The organism is Shimia sp. R9_1 (assembly GCF_017743775.1).
Lineage (GTDB): Bacteria > Pseudomonadota > Alphaproteobacteria > Rhodobacterales > Rhodobacteraceae > Shimia.
In genome coordinates this window covers 1090296-1114451 of sequence record NZ_JAGHRN010000001.1, presented here as the reverse complement: position 1 = coordinate 1114451, position 24156 = coordinate 1090296, and the positions used below count along the sequence as shown (strand labels likewise).

Below are 24156 nucleotides of genomic sequence, written 5' to 3'. Positions count from 1 at the left end.
GAACAGGCCCGCTTTCCTACACAGTGCAGGATTTGGGGCGTTGAATTCCATTCCAGATCGGCAGCTCCGATTTGCAAAAATGGAAGTCAGATGGGCTGAGGCCGAGCGCGGTGAGGGGATAAGACATTTCGGTCAGTTTACCGCGCAAACGTCAGATGCCACTCCCCATCCAATACAATGGACAGTTGCTGCCGCAATTGGCTGAGCTTTGTGTCACACAACATTTTTGAAAAATGGCGCTCTGGGGAGGATTCGAACCCCCGACCCCTTGATTCGTAGTCAAGTACTCTATCCAGCTGAGCTACCAGAGCGCGGTGAAGGGGGATTTAGAGCCTTGCGGGCGGGAGCGCAAGAGCAAAAAGACAGAAAAGTCAGATCTCATTTCTTTCTGCGCAGATCTGCCTGCAAAGACGTGCCACAGGCGCGGTCGTGGTGCGGCGCAAAGCGCGGCAGGGCTGCCAGCTGTGGCAGTAACGCGGAGTTTAACGCGGCTTTGGTCTTTCGGGTGTTGTGTCCTTTGCATTCGCTCAAAAGCTGTGCCACTTCAGACGGGCATTATTGAGACTGTGTGACCCGAATGACCAAGCCTTTTTTGTCGAGCAATATCCAGAACCTCGCAGGCACCCGTACGCTGACTTTGCCCAAAGAACCCTGGCGCCGCGTGTATAGCAACTTTTTCACCCGGATCCGCGTGATCGTGCTGTCGGTGAGCAGCCTGCCGGCGCTGCTGTCTCTGCCGTTTTTCGGGGTGAGCGAGATCTTTTTCTACCTTATGATCCCGACGCTGTTTTTGACGCATTTTGCTGTGAGAAAGCTGCGCGGGCGGGCCAAGCAGGAAATCACGCGCTATCATAAGGCGCGCGAAAACGAGCTCTTGGGAGAAGAGGAGCTGCAGGCGCTTAATCTGTGCGCGCGGTTCACCTATCGCGATCAGGGCTGGTACCACACCTATGAGAACTTCCCGTTCTGGGACCGCAAGGCAGGCTATGACGATCCGGCGTTTTCCGAGACGCGGCCCTACATCACGCTGAAGTTTGACTATTCCGAGCATCTTGCACGGTCGCTGAAGCAGAGTTGGGGGATCACCTCCAAGAAGGGCGCTTTGACGATGATCCATGATCTGCGTGACGGCAAACTGCACCGGTGCTCAATTGTGAATATGTTCAATCAGGAAGGCTTTGATATTGTCTATGACATTCTGTCCAGCCTGACCGGGGTGCCGCATGACAGCTTTCATCAGGTGTTTTTCCCGGATGAAGATCAGCCCCATGCGGCGGAGACACAGGGGCAGTCACTGGTGGCGGCACTGGATCAGTTTGGATTGGATGAAGCGGTGTTTCTGGCCGCGATCAGGGACAAATGCGAAGAGTTTGAGGATCCGCAGAGCCTGAAGCTGCATGGGGATGCGCGCGATCAGATGTTCCAGATCGTGCGCCATGTGGGCCGTTTGGCGTTGCGCAATGACCTGCGCAATATGTTCCTGTTTAAGGCGGAAGCGATTGATCAGGTGCTCTATCCGCAGGGTGAGGACGATCTGCTAGCGCTGGGCTGGGGGTTTGATCTGAGCCGGGGCATGTTCTTGCTGCGCAATGCCTATGCCGCCGGTTTCCTGACGCGGGAAGAGCTGCGCAGTGAGTTGCCCGCCTACCGGCAGGTGGCCAGTGCGGTCTTTCCGGATTGGCAGAGCTACTTCTGCAGCGAAGTCATTGGATATCTGTCCTGGAAGATGCGCGACAGCAAACCGGCGGATGCCTATTCCGAGACCTCCGGCGCTGCGGATGAGTGCCACAAAGTGATGGCTCAGGCCTTTCCGATCGGGCGTCAGCTGCCTTGGCCAGAGGTTGATGCGGCGGCAAAAGAGGCTTTGGCGCAGGCCTTGGCGGGCAATGATGTGAACCCGTTCTTCATGCCGCAAACGCTTGGCGCGGCTGTTGCGCCGCCGCCGCTTGCGGAGATCAGCCAGCCTGAGGGCGCGCTTTTACACTAAGCGCGCGTTTTTGGGCCGTCCGGCGAGGCACGAAAGGCAAAGGCGCTCAGGTGTCTTGCCTCATTGGCAGATCGAAGACAGGGGCCAGATGGGCGGTCTTCTCCGGGTTGCGAACGATGTAGATGCCGGTGATTTGGCCGTCTTCGATCCTGAGGGCCGTTGACTGGATCAGGCCATCCTCGGGCGTGCGGCTGAGGATTGCAGGCAGCCCGTTGAGGTGGCGGAAGTGCCACGGCTCCGGTGGCATGCCTTGCTGCTTTTTGGCGATGCCGGCAAAGAAGCGGACCAGCCGCTCTCGCCCAGTGATCACACGCCGGGCGGCAATGGCCTTGCCGCCGCCATCCGCGATCACCTGCGCGTTCTCTGCAAGCAGGCGGGACAAGGCCCCGGTGTCGCCTGTGCGCGCCGCTTGGAAGAAGGCCAGCGTAATCGCTTCGCCCTCTGAGGGGCTGACAGTGCTGCGCGGGCGGGCCTCATGCACATGGCTGCGCGCCCGGGTCACCAATTTGCGGCAGGTGGCGGGGCTGCGCTCTAGGATTGTGGCCACTTCGTCGTAGTCGACGTCAAACACATCCCGCAGCAGAAACGCCGCGCGCTCCAGCGGGGTCAGGCGTTCCAGTGCCAGCAGCAGCGCGACGGAGACATCATGGTCGGTGCGCTCTGTCGGATCGTCGGTCAGGATGGGTTCAGGCAGCCACTCGCCGGGATACTCCGCGCGCAGATGTTTGGCGGCGCGCAACCGGTCGAGACAGAGGTTGGTGGCAATCTTGATGAGAAAGCCGGTGGGGTCGCTCACATGCTCCCGATTGGCCTGTTGCCACCTGATGAAGCAGTCCTGCACGATGTCTTCGGCGTCGCTGACCGAGCCGAGCATACGGTAGGCGACCGCGAAAAGGCGCGGCCGCAAAGAGAGGAAGTCTCTCGTGGAAATCGGGTCCGCCCGGACGGTCATGCGGCATCTGCCTCCTGCGGCAAATCGTGGGGCATGCGAAACCCGATGGCAATACGGTTCCAGCTGTTGATCGCGCAGATCACAAGGGTGAGCGCGGCCTGCTCGCGCGGGGTGAGCTGTGCATTGATTGCGGCGTAATCTGTATCGGGGGCTTGCGTGATTTCGATGCGGGTCAGGGCTTCGGCCCAGGCGAGCGCTGCGGTTTCACGCGGGGTATAGACCGACGCCTCGCGCCAGGCATTGAGCAGATAGAGCCGCTCTTCGCGCTCGCCGTGGCTCTTGGCATCCTGCCAGTGCATGTTGATGCAGAAGGCGCAGCCGTTGATCTGTGAGACGCGCAGTTTCACCAGCTCAATCAGGCTGTGTTCGAGCCCGCTTTGCTTCAGGAGGGCTTCTTGGTCGAGCAGGGGTTTGAGCAGGTCTGGCGCGACCCCGAAATGGTCAAGGCGCTGGGCGTTTTGCGTGGACATCGTTGTCTCCTGTTGTTCGTGACATAAGGAGGACGCGCGGGCGGCGGGATTTGTGACATCCCATCGCAAAATTTCTGCACTTTTTTCGCGGCGTGCTGCTGCGAGGGCGAAACCCCCACCACCAGCTGCCATTGAGGGCCGGTTGAGGCAACGCGCGCTATTTGAAGTGTGTCTCCGCCCAGAGGCTCAGCGCATCAATGAACACGCGGACCTTGCTGGCGAGGAAGCGGCCACTGGGGTAGACGGCATTGATCGGAGTGGCGGGGGGCTCCAGTGGAAAGCCGGGAAGCACCGGTAACAAGGTGCCTGCATCGAGATCATCACGCACGGTCCAGATCGGCAGCATGGCGATGCCCAAACCGGATTTTGCCGCCTCTCTGAGCAGGACAAGGCTGCCGACCTGAAACCGCCCGGAGACCGGGATGTCGAGCACCTCATCGCCGGTTTTGAAGCGCCAGATCGTGCGCTCCGTTTCGGTTTTGAAGGAAAGGCAGGGCAGGGTGCTCAGATCACCGGGGTGGCTGGGGGGGGCGCAATTGGCCAGAAACGCGGGGCTGGCCACAAGCAGGGACCGGCTCATCACCAACCGTTTGGCGATCAGGCTTGAGCTCTCCAAATGGCCCATGCGGATGGCGACGTCGATGCCGCGGTCGATGAGGTCTTCCATCTTGGCGGAGGTGTGCAGTTGCACGCGCAGGTTCGGATATTTGGCGAGGAACTCCGGCAGCATCGGCGATAGGAGCGCGTGAGCGAGGTCGGCCTCTGCCGTGACCCGCAGCACGCCGGAAGGATCTTGGCCCAGCTGGGACACAGCCCGCCGCGCGGCCTCTGTGTCTTCGACGATCTGGCGGGCGTGGCGCAGATAGATCTCTCCGGCCTCGGTCAGAACCTGTTGCCGGGTGGTGCGTTGCAAAAGCCGGGTGCCCAGATCCTCCTCCAGCCGGGATATCTGACGGGATACTGCGGAGGGCGTGGTGTGGGTGGCGCGGGCGACAGCGGAAAAGCTGCCTTTGTCCACCACCTGCACAAACAGGCGCAGCAGAGTCAGATCATCCATTTGTTCCCCGTGAGCACATATGATGTTCCAAGTTAGCGACTTATCTCAACGTTGGCATAAATCATATTGAAACCACAGGCGAGACGCCAGTCCGGCGTTGCCATGGCAAGAGAGATGAAAGTGAGATTGATATGCCTAAAACAATTCTTGTGACCGGTGCCTCCAGCGGGTTTGGGCGGCTGATTTGTGAGACTTTGGCTGGGAGCGGCCATCGGGTTTATGCAACCATGCGCGACACTGACGGGAAGAACAGCGCTCATGCGGAGGTCTTGCGTGACCGGGGGCTGCAGGTGCTGGATCTGGACGTGACGCAAAGCCAGTCGGTCGCGGCCGCTGTGGATGTCATTGCGGGCAAGGAAGGTCAGATTGATGTTCTGGTCAACAATGCGGGCGTGGCCTCTGCCGGGGTGTCTGAGGCGTTTTCCGAGGAACAGCTCGCAAATCTGTTTGATGTAAACGTGATGGGCGTGCATCGCGTCACCCGCGCAGTGTTGCCTTTGATGCGCCAGCACAAGACGGGGCTGGTGGTGAACATCGGTTCGATCCTTGGGCGCGTGACCTTTCCGTTTTTTGGGCTTTATGGGGCGAGCAAATTTGCGGTGGAGGCGATGACGGACAGCTACCGCTATGAGCTGTCCCAGCTGGGGATTGATGTGTGTCTGGTGCAGCCAAGTGCCTATCCGACACAGATGTATGCCAGCGCCGATCAGCCGGTGGATCACAGCCGGGTGGCGGCCTATGGCGAGGTCGGGCAGATCCCAGCGGCGATGTTTGATCAGTTCATGGTGATGCTGTCAGGGGAGCATGCCCCCAACCCGCAAGACATTGCTGATGCTGTGGCGGATCTGGTGGTGCAGCCCGCAGGCCAGCGCCCGGCGCGGGTTGTGGTGGGCAACAGCTTTGGGGCGGAGGCCATCAACACGATGACCGCGCCGATCCAGGCAGACACCATAAAGGCGCTGGGGTTGGAACATCTTGGCGTGTCGATCAACACCTGCGGTTGAGGGGCATCTTCGCCCCAAAAACGAAGCCCCGGGGGAGAGACCCCGGGGCTTTTGTCTGTGCGTTGAGCTTGCGTGTGCGCTCAATAGAAATGCGCCGTGGCCCCGGCGCCAATCGCTGGCCCGTCATAGCGCAGGGTGATTGACTGCAATCCTTGTGCTGGAAGGTCCGCCAGGCTGAACGCCCACCAGTCAGAGCGCAGCGCGGCGGGGACATGTTTCTTGCGGATCATGGATTGGGTTTGTTTGCTGCCATCCTCAAAGCGCAGATCGATTTTGATGCGCTGCACAGTGCTTTCGGGGAGATGCAGGGCCATCATTGCGGGTTTCTGGTTGGCCACATCGATACGTGTCTTGCCGGTTGGTGCCAGCGTGGCGGCAGGTGCAGCCAGTTTGGCAGGGTCGTTTTGCAAGGCACCCAGCAGTTGACGCAAGACGCCCGGATTGCGCAGGCCATCTGTGTAGGGCAGCTCCCAGATGACCAGATCAAACGGGGCGTCCTCTGTCAGCAGGCCAGCATTGATCACGCCTTCGATTGCGCCAATGGCCCCGCCGCCGGAAACAGAGTGGTTGATCACATCCGCCTGCAAGGTCCCGCTGATCGCATCGGCCACGCGGTAAGCGTCTTTCTTGTATCGGTTGCTGAAGCTTGACCCCGCCAAAAGGATACGTGGGCGGCCTGTGGTGTCGGCCAGAAGATCGGTCTCCGCGTTTGGGAAGGCGGGTATGGTCTGTGTCACCGGAGGAAGCTCTACGCCGCAGACCGCCTTCGCCATATCGGCCAGTGAGCCGCGTTCGGAAAAGACCTGCGATGAGGCGAGACTAGGCTGCACAGGGGGGGTGTCGGCAAAGGCGTCAATCCCGGCGGCTCTGACCTCATGGGCGAGGGCCATGGCGCTTTCGGCCGCACCTCGCGGTGTCCAATGGGTGTCGTGCTTGTAATAGAACGCCTCACGTAGGGTCTCATCGCTAATCGCGTGCGCCAGCAGGTTTGGCGCGATCACGCCCGAGCCGCGCAGCAGTTCGATCATCTGGTTGAAAGACGCGCTCACCGCAGCCACATCAAAGTCGATGTCGTCTTTGGCCAGTGTCTCCAAGGTGGATTGTCCGGCGATCAGCGGGCGGGGCGGAGCCATCAGAATGGCAAGCCGCGTGCCGCGTGCCTCAAACTCGGAGGCGATCTGCGAGAGCAGATGGACGGCCTGCGCATCAGGCAGATAGGTGGTGTCCATCTGGTCGGCGGTGATCACCCAGTCGGTTGGCGCCCCCGAGAGGACAGGGGCCAGCTTGCGGTATTTCTTGGGCATGGTGTCAGGCGAGCGAAACTCTGAACACAAAGGGGCTGCATGGGCTGTGGTCGCGCAGATGCTGGCGGCGGTGAAAGCGGCAAGAAGGTGTTTCATGGTGTGGTGCTCCAGGTGTCAATGTAGCGTTCGGGGATTTCCCAAAGGACGATTTGCGGCTGGGTGGTGATGAGTTGCGCCTCTGCCAGAAAGCGCTCCATCGGCGTGAACGGGCCACGCCCCTCCATGGCGAAAGACAACACCTCCGCCTGCAGGTTGGATTTCAGGAAACCCGTGAAGTGGAAGTCCTCACGCGCCGAAAAGCTGGTGCCGACAAGGGCAACCGGCGTTTTGATGTCGTCAAAGAGGCCGAGCTCCTGGCTGGAGGCGGATTGGGTTTCGTAGATGTTGATCTGCTCGGGCGCGGGGCCAACGTAGGGCCGCCAGATGCCGGTATCGGCAAAGGCCAGCAGATCCCCGTCAAAGCTGCGGGTGCCGGTGTGCCGTGTCTCAAACGGCGTCGGGTTGCTGATTTCACCGGCGAGGGTTTTAGACAAGGCCTGCGCCACGTTGCGCGCACCTTCGGGGCTCCAATGGGTGTCTGTGCGCATGAAGGCATTTGGCCCTGAGAGCGCTGGGCGCATATCCAAGGTGCGCAGCCCTTCTGCGGCAATAATCTGCAGCAGGTGGTCATAGCGCTCTGCAAACTGCGCAGAACGGGTGCGGGGCAGGGCATCTGGCATCATACGGATTTTGTCCGGTAGGATCACCGGCACCAGTTCAGCGCCCGCTGCTTCAATCGGCGCCTGCGCCGCGCGCAGTGCGGTCAAAAAGTCTTGGCTGTCTTTCGGCGGCATTAGCTCCTCTGACGTGAAGATGACGCCGTTGGCCCCGGCCACCGCGCCTTCTGCCATTTCCGAAAACAGGCCGAATTTCAGTGCTGCCCAAGCCTGTCGCAGGGAGGGCCGGAGAGGGAAACTGTTGTCAAACCGGCTCTCATATTGGCGCTGGGCGGCGCCGGAGAGGACATTGGCCTCAAGGCCTGCGAGGGGCGCTTTGGCAAACATCCAGATCCCCGGAAGGAGCGTCAGGGCGACAAATCCGGCGACAAAGGCCTGAGCGTGAAGGGAGGGGCGAAACGACATCACAGGGCTCCGTCAAAACTGAAAATAGAGGAAAGGGGCTTCGCCGCGCGCCTGAATGACCACAGCGCAGAGCAGGAACAGGGTCGCGCTGCGCAGGCGGGCTGAGGCGGACCAGAGCGCGCTGCTGCGTGGCATCTGCAAGGCAGCTTGCCAGAAGGGACGCACAGAGAGGGCAGCGCCGAGGATCAGGCAGGCAGGCTCGGTTGGGCGCAGCAACAGCGCGCTCTCAGGTGACAGCGGGTGGCCGTTTACGCCGATCATGCCACCATAGATGCCAAAGGCGTGGCCCACCGTGTCGGCGCGGAACATCACCCAGCCGATCAGCACAAACAACATGGTCAGAGGCCAGGCGAGCGTGCGGGGCCAGACCGTGGCGCGGTGCTTGGCGCCCAAGGCGCGCTCAATCGCCATCAAGCCGCCGTGCCAGAGGCCCCAGAGCAGGAAGGTCCAGTTTGCGCCATGCCACAGGCCGCCCAGAAGCATCGTCAGGATCAGATTGCGATAGGTTTTTACCGCGCCCCCGCGATTGCCGCCCAGCGGCACATAGAGGTAGTCACGCAGCCATGTGGAGAGGCTGATGTGCCAGCGCCGCCAGAATTCCGTGACGGATTGGCTGACATAAGGCGCATTGAAATTCTCCATGAAGCGAAAGCCGAGCATCAAGCCCAGCCCGATCGCCATGGCGGAGTAACCTGCGAAATCAAAAAAGAGCTGGATCGCGTAGGCTGCCGCGCCAAGCCAGGCTTCGGCCATGGTCGGGGTGCTGAGCGCAAACATCCGATCCGCGAGCGGGGCGACGCTGTCAGCAATCAGGATCTTCATCGCCAGACCTGTCACAAAGCGGCGCACACCTGTGACGAAATTTGTGAGAGAATGGGTGCGGTGCTCAAACTGATGGGCGAGATCCTTGTAGCGCAGGATTGGCCCCGCGATCAGCTGTGGAAACAGGGAGGAAAACGCCAGAAAATCCACAAGCCGCGCGGCGGGCGGGGCGTCGCCGCGCGCCACATCCAGAATGTAGCTGATGGATTGAAACACCAGAAACGACAGCCCGATTGGCAGAACGATCTCCGGTAGGCTGACGCCGCCGCCGGGTGTGGCCCCTAGGCGGGCAAGCGCGTCATTGTAGGAACCTGCGATAAAATAGGCGTATTTGAACCAGCCGAGGATCAGCAGATTGATCGCAACACCCAGACGCACTGCCCAAAGCCGCCGTGATGCTGAAATGCTGTGTGTTGCCACAGCCCCGGCCACATAGCTGATGGAGGCAATGGCCAGCACCAAGGCGAGGTAGCTCACTTTCCACCAGCCATAAAACACGCAGCTAGCGATCAGCAGCACCAAGGTGCGGAAGCGCGGGGGCGTGAGGTAATAGATCAGCAGAAAGACGGGCAGGAAGCCGAACAGGAAGATGGGGGTGGAAAACACCATGGCCGCGCCCTCAGTTGGCTGAGAGAACAGGGGCAAAGCTGTTCTCAATCAGGCGCGCGCTGTCAGCATTTGCGATGAAGCTCATGTTCTGTCCGCGCGACAACGACAGATCAAAGGTGCTGAGCAGCGCGCCGTCGCTGACGCGCTGAACTGCAAGTGTCACCGCAATGGGGTTCACGGCCCGACTGGCCGCCGCGCCTGCGGGCACCGCCGCAATCACCTCGGTCTCACGCGCAGGCACAATCAGGCGCACCGGATCTGTTGCGGTGTTCACAAGAATGAGGTGCACCTTGGCGGCGGTCTCCCGATCCGGCTCCTTTATGACAACAGGGGCGGATAGGCCGGCGGCAAGGCTATAGTAGCTACCCGCACGCACCCCGCTTAAATTGGCAGCGCTGATGGCCACATATGTGTCGGCCGGAGCCTCTGTTCTTGGCAGTTGCTGCCCGGCGAAGGTGATCGCGCTGTCAGCGGCGTCAACTTCCGCCAGCACGCGGACAAACACCGCATCTTCCGGCGCGGGGGCCTCATAAAGCGCCGCTTCCTCTGCCCGCAGCGGCAAGATCGCGGCTCCGATGGCCATAAGGGGGGCAAGTATCGTCTGGGGTTTGAAAAAGGGCATCGTCCGGCTCCAAATCGCTGTCCCAAACTGGATAGCGCAGGGAGAGCAGGCGGAGGGACGGGCAGCTGGTTAGCCGCATTGCCAAAAGTATAGGCAAACCCGCCAAAGGAGAGGCGTGGGCTGGTTTGAAAGTAGTGGTGCAGTGTGGCGGGCGAGTACTGTAGAAGAGCGTTTTCTATTTAAAATATAGTATTATGAATATCTCGAGGCGAGGTTGATGAGGAGTACATAAATGATCCATGGTCTCGTCCCCACCTGAGTTTGGCAATAACTTCCACCAGCGCACGCATTTCGGTTTAAGTCGTCGGAAAACAGATATTTCAACGAAAGTCCCTAACGAACCGTCTCACGGCATTGCTTCTTGGCTCATTGGTTTAATTTGACGTGGGAAAAATGGTTGAAATTATTGCATATAGGAATCTCAAAAGCAGTATATGATGATCCCAAAGGTTGTACACGTTGATTTAATACCAAAAAGAATCCAGCACAGATGAAAGCAATTATTAGTTGAGCTTTCAGGATTTTATAAATGCTTAAACTTATTGAAATTGCCGGCGCAGCTTCTCGAAGCTGGGATATGATAATCGTTGGAAGCAGTTTTGCCAGCATGTTCTTTTTAAAAGCGCTGCCATCCAACCTTCGTGTGCTGGTGGTCGAGAAAGGTCCCCTGGTCAGTCACGCCGATACGCTCAACGTCCGAAGCCACGCAAATGCGTTAGAAACAATTGCAATGGATAACCTGTCAGCTCACAAAAAGCTCTGGGTTGCCCACTCTAAATTTGGTGGAAACTCAAATTGTTGGTGGGCGCAAACGCCTCGCTTCCTTCCGGATGACTTCATGCTGTGGTCGAGATTTGGCATCGGAAAGGATTGGCCAATCACGTATGACACTTTGGAGCCTTACTATTCTGAAGCTGAAGCGATAATGGAGATTGCCGGTGATGGGCGGGAATTTCTGCACCCCATGTCCCGACCATATCCGTATCCAAGTCATTCTCCAACGCGCCATGAATTCCGACTTCGCGCCGACAGCTATTGGGTCCCAAATGCGACAGCACGCAGCAACGGTGGTCGCCGCGCAATCTGCTGCGGAAATAATGTCTGTGGACTATGTCCAATAGATGCCAAATTCTCGATTTTGAACAGTTTGGAGTTGTTCAATCGCGATAACACGTTTTTGCTTCTTGATAGTGAAGTCACTCGGGTGCTTGACCTGTCGCGCGCCTCGGTCGGCGGAGTGGAAATACGACAACGGACGAATAGCTATAAGGTCAAAGCTGACAGAGTTGCGTTGGCCGCCAACGCGTTTTTTAATGCATCCATTCTGCTGAGATCAGGAGATGAAAACCCGAGCACGGGACGTTACATCCACGAGCAGGCGTCAAAAAACATAAGCCTGACGGCGCCGGGTCCGGGGTATTATGGCGGCACGTCGATCACTGGGCACAATTATAAGTTCTATAAAGATGCTGACCGAGGGGCTCGCGCGGCAGTATTGATCGAGAACTTCAATATTCCTGCCATACAACTTGTGCCGGGTGCCGTGACCAACACCATGAACATCAAACTGATCGCCGAGGATATACCTCAGGCAAGAAATCAGGTGGTTCTAGATGATGGAGGCGTTCCAAAGGTGATTTGGCATGGCCATCATGACTATGCTTACAACGGTATAGATTACGCGGCGGCAAACCTGTCTGAGATTTTCCCTTGGCCTGTGTCTGTTGTGAACGCGTCACCAATAAATGTAACCGAGGCGCATATCCAAGGTACCTGCCGTATGGGACACAGCGGCGACGAAAGTGTTGTCGATGCAGACTTGCGCAAACACGGCAATGACAACCTTTGGGTCCTTGGGGCGAGCGCCTTTCCATCCAGTTCTCCAGCCAATCCGACATTGACGTTGTCCGCGCTCTCTTTGAGGGCAGGAAGCAAGGTGAAATGATGAAAAGGCGTGTGTTTCTTTTATATATGCCAGCGGTCGTGATAGCGGGAGGCGGGACGCTCGCACTACGGCGCGGTTTGGCGGCGGAACAAGCCACAATAGAGCGTTTTTTTGGAAAGGAGATCGCGCAACACACGACGACGCAGGAGTTTCTGCAGTCCTACGTGGCGCCAGACGTTGGATTGGTTCGGCAGGCGAAAGACTTCATCAAGTCAGTGCTCGGGGAAACCTCAAGACGACGCGAACAGCACTTGCTTTTGCAGCTTGTTCAGTCAACCAACGTTGTTTTGTTTGCCGAGGGTCGCGTTGAAGACTACGAGTTTTCGGGGATTTCCGATCCATATGTCTCCCCCTGCGCCAATCAATTGACGTCAAATTGGTTTGTGGATGTCGGAGGGTGAGTGATCTGCCCGATGCGAGAGGTCTCGTTTGAATGTGAGCGTCTGATTGGCTGGGGGCTTCATTGTGGGGGGAGCACAATACTTGCCTTTTTGAGCCGCGTTGCAGGGCTTAGGGTATCGCAGCGCGCACGTTGTATTTTCTACCTTTTGCCGACAAGATCACGAAGGGAAAAGTGTGATAATCTGGTCTGTCCAGAGAGGCGGTATAGTCTGTTAGACCGAGCCAGTTAGGCGGAAATCTCTTTAGATCGACACTTTCGGTGGCTTCTTCCCACTAAGGGAATAAGTGGAGGCGAGTACCGGAATCGAACCGGTGTACACGGATTTGCAATCCGCTGCGTCACCACTCCGCCAACTCGCCATCCGTGGTGTTTGGGATCTCCCAAAAGTGGCGCATAAATGATCCGAATCTGAGGCGGGTGCAAGCCCCTTTTTCAGAATGCTGCGCAATCCTGTCACAAAAAATTAATCGCAAGCAGGCCTTATGAGGCGGCCTCCTTTGCGCAGACATGCCACAGGTGACGCAAAAGACAGATCGACTCCGTTGCTGTGACTGCGCAGTTGTGGCAAGACTTTTGCAGAGAGTCTCCTTCCATGGGATTGAAATGACTGACTTCGCTGAACTTCGCACCACCATGGTGGACACACAGGTCCGCCCGTCAGACGTGACAAAATACACGGTGATTGAGGCCCTGCTTGAGGTGCCGCGTGAAGCGTTTGTGCCGACAGGGCAGCGCGCGGCGGCTTATGCAGACACCTGCGTCACGCTGGATTGGGGGCGGGTGGTGCTGGATGCGCGCACATTTGCGAAGATGCTGGACGCGCTGGATATTCAGAACGAAGAGCTGGTGCTCGATATTGGCACCGGGCTGGGATATTCCTCCGCAGTCATCGCGCGCATGGCGGAGGCGGTGATTGCCGTTGAGGATGATGAAACCCGCGCTTCTGAGGCGCAGACCACCTTGAGCGAGCAGGGCGCGGACAATGCGATTGTGCATACCGGCGCGCTTGCCGAAGGCGCGGCAGAACACGGCCCCTATGATGTGATCCTTTTGCAGGGGGGCGTTGAAGAGCTGCCTGCAACGATTCTTGAACAGCTCAAAGAGGGCGGCCGGATTGGCGCCCTGTTTGTGGAAGGTGCGCTGGGGGTTGTGCGCATCGGGTATAAAATTGATGGCCAGGTCAACTGGAGCTTTGCGTTTAATGCAAATGCGCCGGTCTTGCCCGGTTTTGAGAAACAGCGCGCTTTTGAATTATAAGCAAAACAGGCACCTTGCGCGGACAGAAAAAGAGGCAGCAACAATGTTCCACACTTTCAAAAAAACGGCCCGGCATGGCATGCTAGCGCTCTCGCTGACCGTTGGGTTGAGCGGGTTTGCTCAGGCGCAGACGCTTTCAGACGCCCTGGCCACCGCTTATGAACACAGCGGTCTGCTTGAGCAAAACCGTGCGTTGCTGCGTGCAGCCGACGAAGACGTTGCGGCCTCCACCGCCTTGCTGCGTCCGATCATCAACTGGTCTGCCAGCATCGATCACGACTACAGCGCCAACCGTTCCAGTGCGACCGGCAACCGCCGCGTCACCGACTGGGCGACCAGCAGCTCTGTGGGCATCTCCGCGAGCATTCTGCTCTATGACAGCGGCGCGACCAAAAACGCTGTGGAAGCCACAAAGGAAACCGTGCTGGCCACCCGCCAGTCGCTGGTTTCTGTAGAGCAGCAGGTGCTGTTTGACGCGGTGCAGTCTTTCATGGACGTGGTGCGCGACAAGGAAATCGTTGAGCTGCGCATCAACAACCTGCGCCTTCTGGAGCGCGAACTTCAGGCCGCACAGGACCGTTTTGAGGTTGGCGAAGTTACCCGTACCGACGTGGCGCTGGCCGAAGCACGGCTTGCCGGTGCGCGCGCCTCCTTGGCGGCAGCCCAGGGCGACCTCGCAGCCAGCGAAGAATTTTACACAGCCGCCATCGGCTCGCGTCCGAACAATCTTGTGACCCCGACCTCTCTGCCAAGCGCGGCCAATTCGATCGAAGAAGCCAAAGCCGTGGCCATCCGCTCGCACCCGGACATGCGCCGCGTTCAGCACGAAATTCTGGCGGCTGAGTTCAACGTGAACCGTGCGCGCGCGGTCATGAACCCGTCCTTGAGCTTTGAATCCTCGGTGGCCACGACTCAGCGTTTTGACAATGACAACTTCAGCGAAGGGGCAAACTTCGGTGTTGTGGTCTCCGGCCCGATTTATCAGGGCGGCCGCCTGTCAGCGCTGCTGCGCCAGAGCATGGCACGCCGCGATGCGGTGCGGGCCTCCTTGCACCTGACACGCCACAATATCCGTCAGCAGGCGGGCACGGCATGGTCGCGCTTTGTGGCTTCTGGTTCGCAAATTCAGGCCAGCGGCCGTCAGGTGGATGCAGCGCGGATTGCATTTGAGGGTGTTCGTGAGGAAGCCAAACTGGGCGCACGTACCACGCTGGATGTTCTGACCGCAGAGCAGGATCTGCTCGACGCGGAAGCAGATCGAATCACCGCACAGGCGACACAGATTGTGGCGGCCTATGGTGTGCTTTCCTCCATGGGACTGCTGACAGTGGATCACCTGAACCTGCGCGTGGAGCGCTACGATCCGGAAGCTTATTACAACCTGGTTAAAGACGCGCCAGCGCTGCGCTCAAAGCAGGGGCAACAGCTGGACCGTGTGCTGCGAGCCATTGGGAAAGAATAACAATTTTTCCTATCTGTTGTGCCGTTCAATCCCAATCGTTACACTCGCGGTGAGGTAAGAGCGGTAATCAATGATGTCTGACGCGGTAACAAATACTGAAATCGAAGATGTGTTGTCTTCCATTCGCCGACTGGTTTCTGACAACCGGTCGGTTGATGCACGAGAGGTCGATGTGTCTGAAGACGCGGCCGCTCCGTTGTCTGCCTTTCGTGGCGAGGCTGAGGCTTCGACTGAGGCCCAGACAGAGGCTGACGAAACAGCATCGGCTACGGATACGCCGCTGGCGCTGGTGTTGACACCGGCGCAGCGTGTGCCGGAAGCGGATGACCTGCCAGAGGCTGATGTAGAGAGCACTTCGGCTGCAGGCGAGGAGACGCTGGCGTCGGCTCGTCAGGCGGATGAGTTTTCCTTTGATGCGGATATCGTTCGGGCCTCCAAAGAGGATCCTTACGAGCCGAAAGACCCTTTTGCATTGTCCCCGCTGGAAGCAGAAGACGATCTCGACATCGAGGCTTTTGCAAATGAAGCCCTCTCAGACAGCGATGAATATGCTGTCGAAGAGGAGGCGCTTTCCGCTGTCGAAGATGTGGTAGAGACGGTGGACGCTGAGGCCGAAGGTGATGCGGCCGAGGTGACGGACGAGGCAGCAGATCTGCCTCAGGAGCCGATCGAGGAAGATCGGCCATTTGACTTCAAGCAAGTTCTGGAAACACGCATTCATCAGTTCCGTGATGCCGAAACCGTAGAAGATGTTGCCGCCATTGATATGGCAGCAGCAGAGCGGGCGCATCATGAGGAGGATGTCGTTGCGGCGGAGGCCATGATGGCGGATCTGGAAGGCAAGATACATGAAGAGGTCTTGCAATCCGCAGAATTGCCCGGCATCGAAGATCTGGCGGAGACGCTGGAAGAGACCTCTGAAATCGACGAGGCAATGCTGCGCGAGATGGTGGCAGACATTGTGCGTCAGGAGCTTCAGGGCGCGCTGGGTGAGCGCATCACGCGCAATGTGCGCAAGCTGGTGCGGCGGGAGATCCATCGCGCGCTGGCCGCGCATGATCTGGGCTGACCCGCAACCGGGCACCACTGCTTCTGCACCTTGAGATAGCAGATGTTTTGCCTGCTTCATCCAGCGATGAAATCAGCGATATCCCAGTGATACCACAGCCGGTTTCGGCATTTGTGCATGGCATTAGAAAACAAAAAACGCGCCCCTTTTAGGCGCGTTTTTTGTTTGGCAGCGCGTGGCTTGCCTTAGGCAGCTTCTGCCTGAGCAGCAGCATTGCGGCGTTCGCTTTCTTCACGCGACAACGCAACAGAGGTGCGAACACCCTTGCCGACAAATTCCATCAGTCCTTCGACCACGCGTTCGTTCGGGTCGATACCGGCGCAGGACAGCACTTCGCGACCGTCGCGGGACCGCGCCCAACGCGCGATTTGCTCCGGACCATTGCCGTATTTTTTGTCGTCCGCAATGGCATCATCCAACGCAGCCAAAACAACTGCCGCAAAGAGTTTGCGGGCGCGGTTGCCTTGTTCATTGTTGTAAGCCGCTGCATCAACGAAATCGGTCATCTCGTCGTCCTTGTGTTATTGCTCTTGTGTTTTTCGGCGTGCCGCTCCTTATGAAGCATTCCGCGCGATTCGGGTAGCCTGTATTTGCATAGCTTCTATGCGTGAAGTGCATATCGCTCAAAAATCGGGCTCCGCATCGGGCCTCCTTGCCAGCTGCCGACTGGCCAGATATAGGAGGCGAAACAACTCAATCAACCTTTTTTCTATCGGTTTCTGAACATGCCAAAGATCAACGGAAATGAAATTCGCCCCGGCAACGTGCTGGAGCACAACGGGGGTCTTTGGGCCGCCGTCAAGGTCGACCACGTGAAACCCGGTAAAGGTGGCGCATTTGCACAGGTCGAAATGAAGAACCTGCGCAACGGCTCCAAACTGAACGAGCGTTTCCGGTCTGCCGACAAGGTAGAGCGTGTGCGTCTGGAGCAGAAAGACCAGCAGTTCCTCTATGAGGATGACGGTATGCTGATCTTCATGGACACCGAAACTTATGAGCAAAATCAAATCTCTGCGGAGTTGCTCGGTGAGCGTCGCCCGTTCCTGCAGGATGGTATGACCATCGTTGTGGAGTTCTATGAAGCAGAGGCGCTGAACGCGACACTGCCACAGAAAGTGACCTGCAAAATTGTCGAGACTGAGCCGGTTGTGAAGGGCCAGACAGCGGCAAATTCCTTCAAGCCAGCGGTGCTGGACAATGGTGTGCGCGTGATGGTGCCACCGTTTGTGGGGCAGGACGAAGACATCGTCGTGAACACCGAAACCATGGAATATTCCGAGCGCGCATAAGCCGCGCACGGACCCTTTTCCCCGCGCAATCTGCCGGGGGCAAAACCCAAAAACCTCCGGCCAACAACCGGAGGTTTTTTATGATCCGCATTTTGGCAATAGATGAGATCGGCATGATCCTGCCGCTTTCGGCGCAGGTGCAGGCGATTCACGCGGCCAAACACCCAGAGCAATACTGCGCGGAGGTGCCGGAGGCCGCGGCACGAGCGTTTTTTGAGGAAAAGATTCGCGACGGCGCGCAGCTTTTTGTGACCGAAGATGACGCTGGCGCTGTCTGTGGGTTCTTACTTGCGGTGCCAAACCGCCGGGAAGGTAATCCGTTTGTGCATGCCAGCGCGCTCGTGGAGCTGGACCAGATCTGCGTGGATGAGCGTTGTCGCGGGCAGGGCATCGGCGCGGCGCTGATCAGCGCAATGGAGCGCTGGATGCAGGAAGAGGGCTATGGGGAATGGAGATCGGTCGTGCATGACTTCAACGCCCATTCCCAGAACCTGATGCGCGGGCAGGGGGCACATGTGCTGGCGCTCCGGTTTCAGAAAACCCTCACGCCTTAGGCGGCCTAGCCTTTGTAGGTGACGGTGGCCTCTCCGGCGGTCATGCCGTCTCCTGCGCGGTCAAAGCGCAGATAGGCCAGCGCCTTGCCGCCGGACTGGCTGTAGAGTTTGCCGACTTCACGCCCGTCGCGCAGGATTGGCGTGCCCACAGGGGCTTCGCCTTCGATCTCGACCAGAGCGAGGCCTTTGCGCAGTTCGGTTTTGTGCTTCATGCGGGCGGTGACTTCCTGGCCGACATAACAGCCCTTGCGGAAGTCCACGCCGTTGAGGCGCTCAAACCCCATCTCCAGAATGTAGCTGTCACCATCAAGCTCGATGCCGGTGCTTGGCACCTGATTGGCGACGGTCAGGGCCGTCCAGTCTACGGTGTCATCGGTTTGCGCAGCCTCACGATAGGCGCGCCAGCCAAGTTCCGTGTCACGCGGGTCGGGCGCGCCATCCTCCGGCGTGTCGCCAAGACCGCGGTGCAGGTGCAGGTCGGTTTCCGAAATCGCCACATCCGCGCGCAGTTTGTACATGCTGAGGCGTTGGATCAGCGCGGGGGCCTGAGCCGCATCTGCATCCAGCAGAATGTCTGCGCCGTCGCGTTTCAGGAAAAAATCCGCGATGTATTTGCCCTGAGGCGTGAGCAGCGCGGCATAGAGCAGACCGTCGCTTAGATGGTCCAGATCGTTGGTCACAAGCCCTTGCAGGAAGCTTTCAGTGTCGGCCCCGTTGAGGCGGAGGATCTTGCGGGCGGGCGTGGTCATGCGGTTCGTCCTGTTCTTGCGTACTCTTCTCATATAGAAGCGCTTCTGCCGTGCAACAGGGCAGGACAAAGAAATGCGCGCTCCACTCAGTGTGATTATCCCAACGCTTAACGCTGAACAGGCGCTTCCTGCCTGTCTGGGCGCGCTCTATGCCGGTGTGTCCGCGGGGGTTCTGCGCGAGTTGATTGTGGTGGATGGCGGCTCTAAGGATCAGACGCTGGCCATTGCTGATGAGGTTGGGGCGAAGATCATCCGCACCACACCCTCGCGCGGTAGGCAGTTGCGTCAGGGCGGGGAGTTGGCCACGGGGGAGTGGTTGCTGTTTGTCCATGCCGACACGGTTCTGTCTGAAAACTGGGTGGAAGCGGTAGAGGCCAGACTGGGCCAGCCTGACAAAGCCGGATGGTTTACGCTGGCCTTTGATGCGCCCGGTCCTGCAGGGCGGTGTGTGGCCGGATGGGCCAATCTGCGCAGCCGGGTGTTTGGCCTGCCTTATGGCGATCAGGCGCTGTTGATTTCGCGGCGGCTCTACGGACAGCTTGGCGGCTATGACGATATTCCATTGATGGAAGACGTGGCCTTGGCGCGGCGCTTGGGGCGTAAGCGGCTGGTGCGTCTTGATGCGATCGCCACAACCAGCGCCGAGAAATACCGCAAGCAGGGATGGCTGCGCCGTGGGCGGCGCAACCTCTTGACGCTGCTGAGGTATTTTCTGGGCGCCAAACCGGAGACGCTGGCGGCGTCTTACCGGAAAGGCAGCTGATCAGCGCCGGAACGCGAGACGGTCAAACAGCCGTCCGACAAAGGTTTTCTGTTCTGCCGCATGATCCTGACCGATCGATTTCACAGGCTTGAGCGCGCGCGCTTCAGCCGTCTCGCCGCTGGTTTTGAACTGCAACTCATGCAGCTCCGCATAGACCCCGCCACGGGCCAGTAGCTCGTCGTGGGTGCCTTCATCGACCACAATCCCTTTGTCCATCACCACGATCTTATCCGCCTCGCGCACGGTCGAAAGGCGGTGGGCGATCACGAGGGTGGTGCGGCCGGTGGAAAGCTTGTCCAGCGCGGCCTGCACGATGGTTTCAGAGCGCGTGTCGAGCGCGGAGGTGGCCTCATCCAGCAGGAGGATCGGCGTGTTGCGCAGAAGCGCGCGGGCGATCACCACCCGCTGGCGCTGGCCGCCAGAGAGGTTGGAGCCGCGCGGACCAACCTGTGTGTTGAGCCCGTCAGCGAGCTTGGGCAGGAAGTCCGCCACATGAGCCGCTTTCAGCACCTCTTCCAGCCGGGCATCATCAACGTTTTGCTGATCCAGCACGATGTTCTCGCGCAGCGTGTCGTCAAACAGAACCGCTTCCTGAGAGACCACCGAGAACAGGCTGCGCAGATCCGCCAGCGTCATGGCGCGGTTGTCGACCGTGCCGATCAGGCTGTGGCCGTTCTGAGGATCCACAAGACGTGTCAGCACGTTAAAGAGCGTGGATTTGCCTGCGCCTGAGGCGCCGACAATGGCGGTGGTCTTGCCGGCCTCGGCCACAAAGCTGGTGCCGTTGAGCACTTTCACATCGCCATAGGAGAGATGCACGTCTTTGAGTTCGATGGCGGGAACGCCTGTCGGGGCCGCAACCGGTGTGGTGGGTGACTGGATGGTGGGCTCCGTTTCGACCAGTTCCTTGAGCCGTTCAATGGCGGCAGCCGCCACTTGCCAACGTCCGGACAGACCTGCGAGGCGTCGCAGCGGTTCAAACATCATGCCAAGGGCGGTGAAGAAAGCCATGAACTGCCCCACGGTCTTTTCGCCAGCCACAATCTCCCCGCCGCCGTAAAGCAGCACGCAGAAGAAACCGATGCCTGCGGTGATGTCGATCATCCCGGCAATGGAAGAAGTACCAAATGTGGACCGGACCTCGGCGCGCACGAGCTGTTTGGTCCAGTCTTTGAATTTGCCGCTCTGATAACGCTCCAGCAGGTTCAGCTTGACCGGCACGATGCCGTGGAAAATCTCATCCAGCAAAGTTGCGATCTTTGCCCCATGATCGCGGGCTTCACGGGCACGGCGGCGCACAAATCGCTGGGCGGCCAGAGAGGGCATCACCAGAAGTGGCGTGCCAACGCAGGCCACCAATGTCCAGCGCCAGTCCACGTTTACGGCCACTGCCACAAGCGCGATCATCGACATAAAATCTCGGCCAGCCCCCATGATGAAGCTCGACCAGACACCGTTTATGGCGCTCACGTCTGCCTGAACCCGTTGGATCAGGTAACCCGGCGGGTGGGTCTGATGAAAGGCGTTGTCCTGAATCATCATCCGCCCCAGCAGATCGCCACGCAGATCCGCGGCTGAGCGTTGTGTGGCCGCAGTCATCATCGTTTTATGCGCCACGCTTGTGACGCCGCGCAGGAAGAAGATGAAGGCAAAAATAAGCCCGACGCTCCAGAGTGCATCGGCGTTTTCACCGGCAAAGGCGTTGTCAAACATCGGCTCCATCATCCAGGCCATCACACCCAGAGAGGTGCCTTCGATGGCCATCAGGAAAGCGGAGGCAAACAAGAGCCACTTGTGCTTCTTCAGGTATTTGCGCCAGAGCCAGGAAAGCAAATAGCCGTTGTCTTTTGGCGGTTGGCCGTCGGTGTTGGTCACGTGTGTCGCCCTTATCGGCAGTGATCTGTCTGTCTTGACCTTTACAGGGCGGCGCGACCTGAAACCAGTGGGAATGCGGATGGCGTTTCTTTGGGCGCATCACCAAATGCGAAGGGCTGTCGCACAAACTGTGATGGCGCGGGAATTGACGCGGCAGGACTTCAAGATACTGTTTGCGCTGAATCTATTCGGAGACCCCCATGCAACTCTCACAAGGACAGACCTACCTCGCGATTCCCGGACCATCGGTGATGCCGGAGGCTGTTTTGCGGGCCATGCACCGAACGGCCCCCAATATCTATGAGGGGGAGCTGATCGACCTGACCGCGGGTGTATTGCGCGATCTGAAGAAAGTGGCGCGCACAGAGCATCACGCAGCAATCTACATCGGCAACGGCCATGCAGTCTGGGAGGCGTCGCTGGCCAATGTTGTGGAACCAGGTGACAAGGTTCTCGTGCCTGCAGCAGGGACTTTCGGCCATGGCTGGGGAGAAATGGCGGTTGGTCTTGGGGCGGAGGCCGAGGTGATCGACTTTGGCCGCCAGTCCCCGATTGATCCGGCCCGAGTGGCCGAGGCGCTGGCCGCTGACGTCTCTCACGAAATCAAGGCGGTGCTGGTCACCCATGTGGACACATCCACATCCCTGAAATGCGACGTGCCTGCGCTGCGCAAAGCCATGGACGCGACCGGGCATCCGGCGCTTTTGATGGTGGATTGCATTGCTTCTCTGGGCTGTGACCGTTTTGAGATGGACGCCTGGGGCGTGGATGTGATGGTGGCGGGGTCCCAAAAGGGGCTGATGGTGCCACCGGGCATGGGGTTTGTGTTCTTCAACGAAAAGGCCGCGGCGCGCCGTGCGGAACTGAAACGCGTGAGCCGCTATTGGGATTGGGCCCCTCGGGTCAATCCCGACGTTTACTACCAGCATTTCTGCGGTACTGCGCCGACCCATCATCTTTATGGTCTGCGGGTGGCGCTCGATATGCTGATGGACGAAGGCATGGAGCATGTCTGGCAGCGCCATGAAACTTTGGCACGTGCAATCTGGGCGGCGAGTGAGGCCTGGGGGGCAGGTGGCCCGCTGGCGCTGAACGTCGCGCAGGCGCAGGATCGCAGCACCGCCGTGACCTCTTTGCAGATTGGTGCGGAGCACGGCACGCGCCTGCGCCGTTGGTGTCAGGACAATGCTGGTCTGACGCTTGGCATCGGGCTTGGCATGGCCACCGATGACGATCCGCAAAGCGACGGCTTTTTCCGATTTGGCCATATGGGGCATGTGAATGCCCAAATGATCATGGGGATGTTGGCCACAGTGCAGGCGGGCATGATGGCGCTGGACATTCCCCACGGGCCGGGCGGGGTGGAGGCGGCGGCCAAGGTGATTGCTGAGGCCTGAAGCTTACGATCTGGGCGCGTGCCGGTCTTTGCGGCGCGCGAGCCGATCAATGCCGGCGTTCAAAATCACGGCCAGCACCATAACTGCGGGCATTCCCCAGAGAATAAAGATCAGAACAAAGACCCACATGAGGTTCACAAACCCCATGACCAGCGCGGCGTTGGTGTAGTTCGGTGCAGACTGTACCGGACCTGACATTGTGCATTCTCCTACAGACAGACTACCCCGAGATTGCCCGCGCCATAGGAAAATATTCGTGAACAGGGCGGGCTAGCCGGAAAGTGCCGACAGGGTCTCGCCAAGGGCGGCGTCAAACAGGGCCAGATCCTCGGCAGGGGCGCAGCTGACGCGGATACAGCGGTTTTGCGGCGCCACAAACGGCATGCGCACAAAGATGCCCCGCGCCACGAGGCCTTCAAGCACCGCTTTGGCAAAGGCGCCATCCTGGCCGCAGTCTATGGTGACAAAATTGGTCGCTGAGGGCAGAGCCTTCAGGCCATGCGCGGCAGCGATGCGGGTGATTTCAGCCCGCGCGGCCGCAACCTTGTCACAGGTGGATTGCAGCCAGCCGTTGTCCTCAAGTGCGGCCAGCGCCCCGGCTTGTGCGGCGCGGTTCATGCCGAAATGATTGCGGATCTTCTCAAAGGCGCGGATCAGATCCTTGGCCCCCATGGCATAGCCCACACGGGCACCGGCCATGCCGTAACCTTTGGAGAAAGTGCGCATACGGATCACGCGCGGGTCCTCGATCTCCACAGGGGCGGCGGTGCCGTCCGGCGCCAGCTCCACATAGGCTTCATCGAGCAGAAGCAGGCAGCCTTCTGGGATATTGTCAAAATGTGCGGCGATGTCAGTGCCTTTGAACCAGCTGCCCATCGGGTTGTCGGGATTGGCGAAGTAGACAAGCTTTGCGTCCACTTCCGCCGCCTTGGCCAGCAGCGCAGGCAGGTCTTCCGCGTCGTCTTTGTAAGGCACCGCGTGCAGCACGCCGCCAAAGCCTGCCACGTGGTAGTTGAAGGTGGGATAAGCCCCGAGCGATGTGACCACCGCATCACCCGGCTCAATCAGCAGGCGGACCAGATAGCCAAGCAACCCGTCGATGCCTTCGCCAACCACAATGTTGTCGGCGCCGACCTTGTGATGGGCCGCCAGCGCGTGGCGCAGCTCAAAACTTTCCGGATCGCCATACATCCAGATGCCATCTGTTGCCTGTGCCATGGCGGCAATGGCTTTGGGAGAAGGGCCAAAGATATTTTCATTGGCGCCCATGCGGGCGGCAAAGGCATGGCCCATGGCGCGCTCCTGCGCTTCGGGGCCGACAAAAGGAACGGTGGCGGGCAGGCCTTGGGCCAATTTGGTATAGCGAGGTCCGGTCATGGCGCGGAAGGTGCCGCATATGCTTATGCGGGACAAGGGGAATTGCCCTCACGTCAGGGTGGATTTTT

23 protein-coding genes and 2 tRNA genes are annotated in these 24156 nt (G+C 59.1%); 11 read left to right on the top strand and 14 right to left on the bottom strand.

Translation table 11 applies throughout. The annotated features are described in order from the left end of the window. Positions 1-234: 234 nt before the first annotated feature. A tRNA-Arg gene (locus J7399_RS05315) sits at positions 235-311 on the bottom strand. A 266-nt stretch (positions 312-577) separates the two neighbouring features. Here J7399_RS05315 and J7399_RS05310 point away from each other — a divergent pair. Continuing rightward, entirely contained in the window at positions 578-1987 is a 1410-nt protein-coding gene (locus tag J7399_RS05310; RefSeq protein WP_209084515.1) for a DUF1266 domain-containing protein, read from the top strand. A 46-nt stretch (positions 1988-2033) separates the two neighbouring features. Here the strand turns inward: J7399_RS05310 and J7399_RS05305 are convergent, their stop codons facing one another. From J7399_RS05305 to J7399_RS05295, 3 genes are all read right to left on the bottom strand, one after another. Continuing rightward, positions 2034-2939 carry a sigma-70 family RNA polymerase sigma factor gene (locus J7399_RS05305; protein WP_209084513.1) on the bottom strand — a complete coding sequence of 302 codons (906 nt, stop codon included), beginning with the start codon at positions 2937-2939 and terminating at the stop codon, positions 2034-2036. Further along, on the bottom strand, positions 2936-3409 hold the full coding sequence (locus J7399_RS05300; RefSeq protein WP_209084511.1) for a carboxymuconolactone decarboxylase family protein: 474 nt from the start codon (positions 3407-3409) through the stop codon (positions 2936-2938). The genes J7399_RS05305 and J7399_RS05300 overlap by 4 nt, the downstream gene beginning before the upstream one ends. Before the next feature lie 157 nt (positions 3410-3566). Beyond that, positions 3567-4466 carry a LysR family transcriptional regulator gene (locus J7399_RS05295; RefSeq protein ID WP_209084509.1) on the bottom strand — a complete coding sequence of 300 codons (900 nt, stop codon included), beginning with the start codon at positions 4464-4466 and terminating at the stop codon, positions 3567-3569. A 131-nt stretch (positions 4467-4597) separates the two neighbouring features. On the opposite strand from J7399_RS05295, the gene J7399_RS05290 reads away from it, so the two are divergent. Beyond that, positions 4598-5470 carry an SDR family oxidoreductase gene (locus J7399_RS05290; protein ID WP_209084507.1) on the top strand — a complete coding sequence of 291 codons (873 nt, stop codon included), beginning with the start codon at positions 4598-4600 and terminating at the stop codon, positions 5468-5470. A gap of 80 nt (positions 5471-5550) precedes the next feature. Here the strand turns inward: J7399_RS05290 and J7399_RS05285 are convergent, their stop codons facing one another. Genes J7399_RS05285 through J7399_RS05270 form a run of 4 tightly spaced genes read right to left on the bottom strand, consistent with a single transcriptional unit; the run spans position 5551 to position 9948 of the window. Further along, the gene (locus tag J7399_RS05285; protein WP_209084505.1) at positions 5551-6870 is read right to left on the bottom strand and encodes a hypothetical protein; all 1320 of its coding nucleotides are present in this window, start codon (positions 6868-6870) and stop codon (positions 5551-5553) included. Continuing rightward, positions 6867-7895 (bottom strand): hypothetical protein, encoded by a 1029-nt coding sequence (locus J7399_RS05280; RefSeq protein ID WP_209084504.1) that lies wholly within the window; start codon positions 7893-7895, stop codon positions 6867-6869. Before J7399_RS05280 ends, J7399_RS05285 begins: the two co-directional genes overlap by 4 nt. A 12-nt stretch (positions 7896-7907) precedes the next feature. Next, positions 7908-9326 (bottom strand): MBOAT family protein, encoded by a 1419-nt coding sequence (locus J7399_RS05275; RefSeq protein WP_209084499.1) that lies wholly within the window; start codon positions 9324-9326, stop codon positions 7908-7910. A gap of 10 nt (positions 9327-9336) precedes the next feature. Then, a complete protein-coding gene (locus J7399_RS05270; protein ID WP_209084497.1) occupies positions 9337-9948 on the bottom strand; it encodes an alginate O-acetyltransferase AlgF in 612 nt (203 codons plus the stop codon). Between the two features lie 529 nt (positions 9949-10477). Here J7399_RS05270 and J7399_RS05265 point away from each other — a divergent pair. Together J7399_RS05265 and J7399_RS05260 are read left to right on the top strand one after the other, a co-directional pair. Next, entirely contained in the window at positions 10478-11893 is a 1416-nt protein-coding gene (locus J7399_RS05265) for a GMC family oxidoreductase (protein ID WP_209084496.1), read from the top strand. Then, positions 11890-12294, top strand: coding sequence for a hypothetical protein (locus J7399_RS05260; protein ID WP_209084494.1), 405 nt, complete (start codon positions 11890-11892; stop codon positions 12292-12294). The genes J7399_RS05265 and J7399_RS05260 overlap by 4 nt, the downstream gene beginning before the upstream one ends. 287 nt (positions 12295-12581) lie before the next feature. On the opposite strand, the gene J7399_RS05255 is transcribed toward J7399_RS05260, so the two are convergent. Continuing rightward, a tRNA-Cys gene (locus J7399_RS05255) sits at positions 12582-12655 on the bottom strand. 244 nt (positions 12656-12899) lie between these two features. Between J7399_RS05255 and J7399_RS05250 the strand changes: the two genes are divergently transcribed. The 3 genes from J7399_RS05250 (at position 12900) to J7399_RS05240 (ending at position 16084) form a co-directional block, all read left to right on the top strand. After that, positions 12900-13553, top strand: coding sequence for a protein-L-isoaspartate O-methyltransferase (locus tag J7399_RS05250; RefSeq protein WP_209084492.1), 654 nt, complete (start codon positions 12900-12902; stop codon positions 13551-13553). Positions 13554-13596: 43 nt separating this feature from the next. Then, entirely contained in the window at positions 13597-15015 is a 1419-nt protein-coding gene (locus J7399_RS05245; RefSeq protein ID WP_209084490.1) for a TolC family outer membrane protein, read from the top strand. Positions 15016-15085: 70 nt separating this feature from the next. Beyond that, positions 15086-16084 (top strand): hypothetical protein, encoded by a 999-nt coding sequence (locus tag J7399_RS05240; protein WP_209084839.1) that lies wholly within the window; start codon positions 15086-15088, stop codon positions 16082-16084. Positions 16085-16269: 185 nt separating this feature from the next. Here J7399_RS05240 and J7399_RS05235 read toward each other — a convergent pair whose 3' ends face one another. After that, positions 16270-16590, bottom strand: a complete 321-nt coding sequence (locus tag J7399_RS05235; RefSeq protein ID WP_209065235.1) for a DUF6280 family protein — start codon at positions 16588-16590, stop codon at positions 16270-16272. A gap of 219 nt (positions 16591-16809) precedes the next feature. On the opposite strand from J7399_RS05235, the gene efp reads away from it, so the two are divergent. Both efp and J7399_RS05225 read left to right on the top strand, forming a co-directional pair. After that, on the top strand, positions 16810-17373 hold the full coding sequence (gene efp, locus J7399_RS05230) for an elongation factor P (protein ID WP_209065234.1): 564 nt from the start codon (positions 16810-16812) through the stop codon (positions 17371-17373). 80 nt (positions 17374-17453) lie between these two features. Continuing rightward, entirely contained in the window at positions 17454-17927 is a 474-nt protein-coding gene (locus J7399_RS05225; RefSeq protein ID WP_209084489.1) for a GNAT family N-acetyltransferase, read from the top strand. 5 nt (positions 17928-17932) lie between these two features. On the opposite strand, the gene J7399_RS05220 is transcribed toward J7399_RS05225, so the two are convergent. Continuing rightward, complete coding sequence (locus J7399_RS05220; protein WP_209084488.1) at positions 17933-18676, bottom strand: folate-binding protein YgfZ; 744 nt, start codon at positions 18674-18676, stop codon at positions 17933-17935. A 73-nt stretch (positions 18677-18749) separates the two neighbouring features. Here J7399_RS05220 and J7399_RS05215 point away from each other — a divergent pair, with 73 nt between their 5' ends. Further along, positions 18750-19439: a TIGR04283 family arsenosugar biosynthesis glycosyltransferase gene (locus J7399_RS05215; RefSeq protein ID WP_209084487.1), complete on the top strand. Its 690-nt coding sequence runs from the start codon at positions 18750-18752 to the stop codon at positions 19437-19439. On the opposite strand, the gene J7399_RS05210 is transcribed toward J7399_RS05215, so the two are convergent. Then, a complete protein-coding gene (locus J7399_RS05210) occupies positions 19440-21314 on the bottom strand; it encodes an ABC transporter ATP-binding protein (RefSeq protein WP_348539432.1) in 1875 nt (624 codons plus the stop codon). A gap of 200 nt (positions 21315-21514) precedes the next feature. On the opposite strand from J7399_RS05210, the gene J7399_RS05205 reads away from it, so the two are divergent. Continuing rightward, positions 21515-22711, top strand: coding sequence for an aminotransferase class V-fold PLP-dependent enzyme (locus J7399_RS05205; RefSeq protein WP_209084486.1), 1197 nt, complete (start codon positions 21515-21517; stop codon positions 22709-22711). Positions 22712-22714: 3 nt separating this feature from the next. On the opposite strand, the gene J7399_RS05200 is transcribed toward J7399_RS05205, so the two are convergent. Both J7399_RS05200 and J7399_RS05195 read right to left on the bottom strand, forming a co-directional pair. Next, positions 22715-22909: a hypothetical protein gene (locus J7399_RS05200; RefSeq protein WP_209078563.1), complete on the bottom strand. Its 195-nt coding sequence runs from the start codon at positions 22907-22909 to the stop codon at positions 22715-22717. 72 nt (positions 22910-22981) lie between these two features. After that, on the bottom strand, positions 22982-24088 hold the full coding sequence (locus J7399_RS05195) for a pyridoxal phosphate-dependent aminotransferase (protein WP_209084807.1): 1107 nt from the start codon (positions 24086-24088) through the stop codon (positions 22982-22984). Positions 24089-24156: the final 68 nt, after the last annotated feature.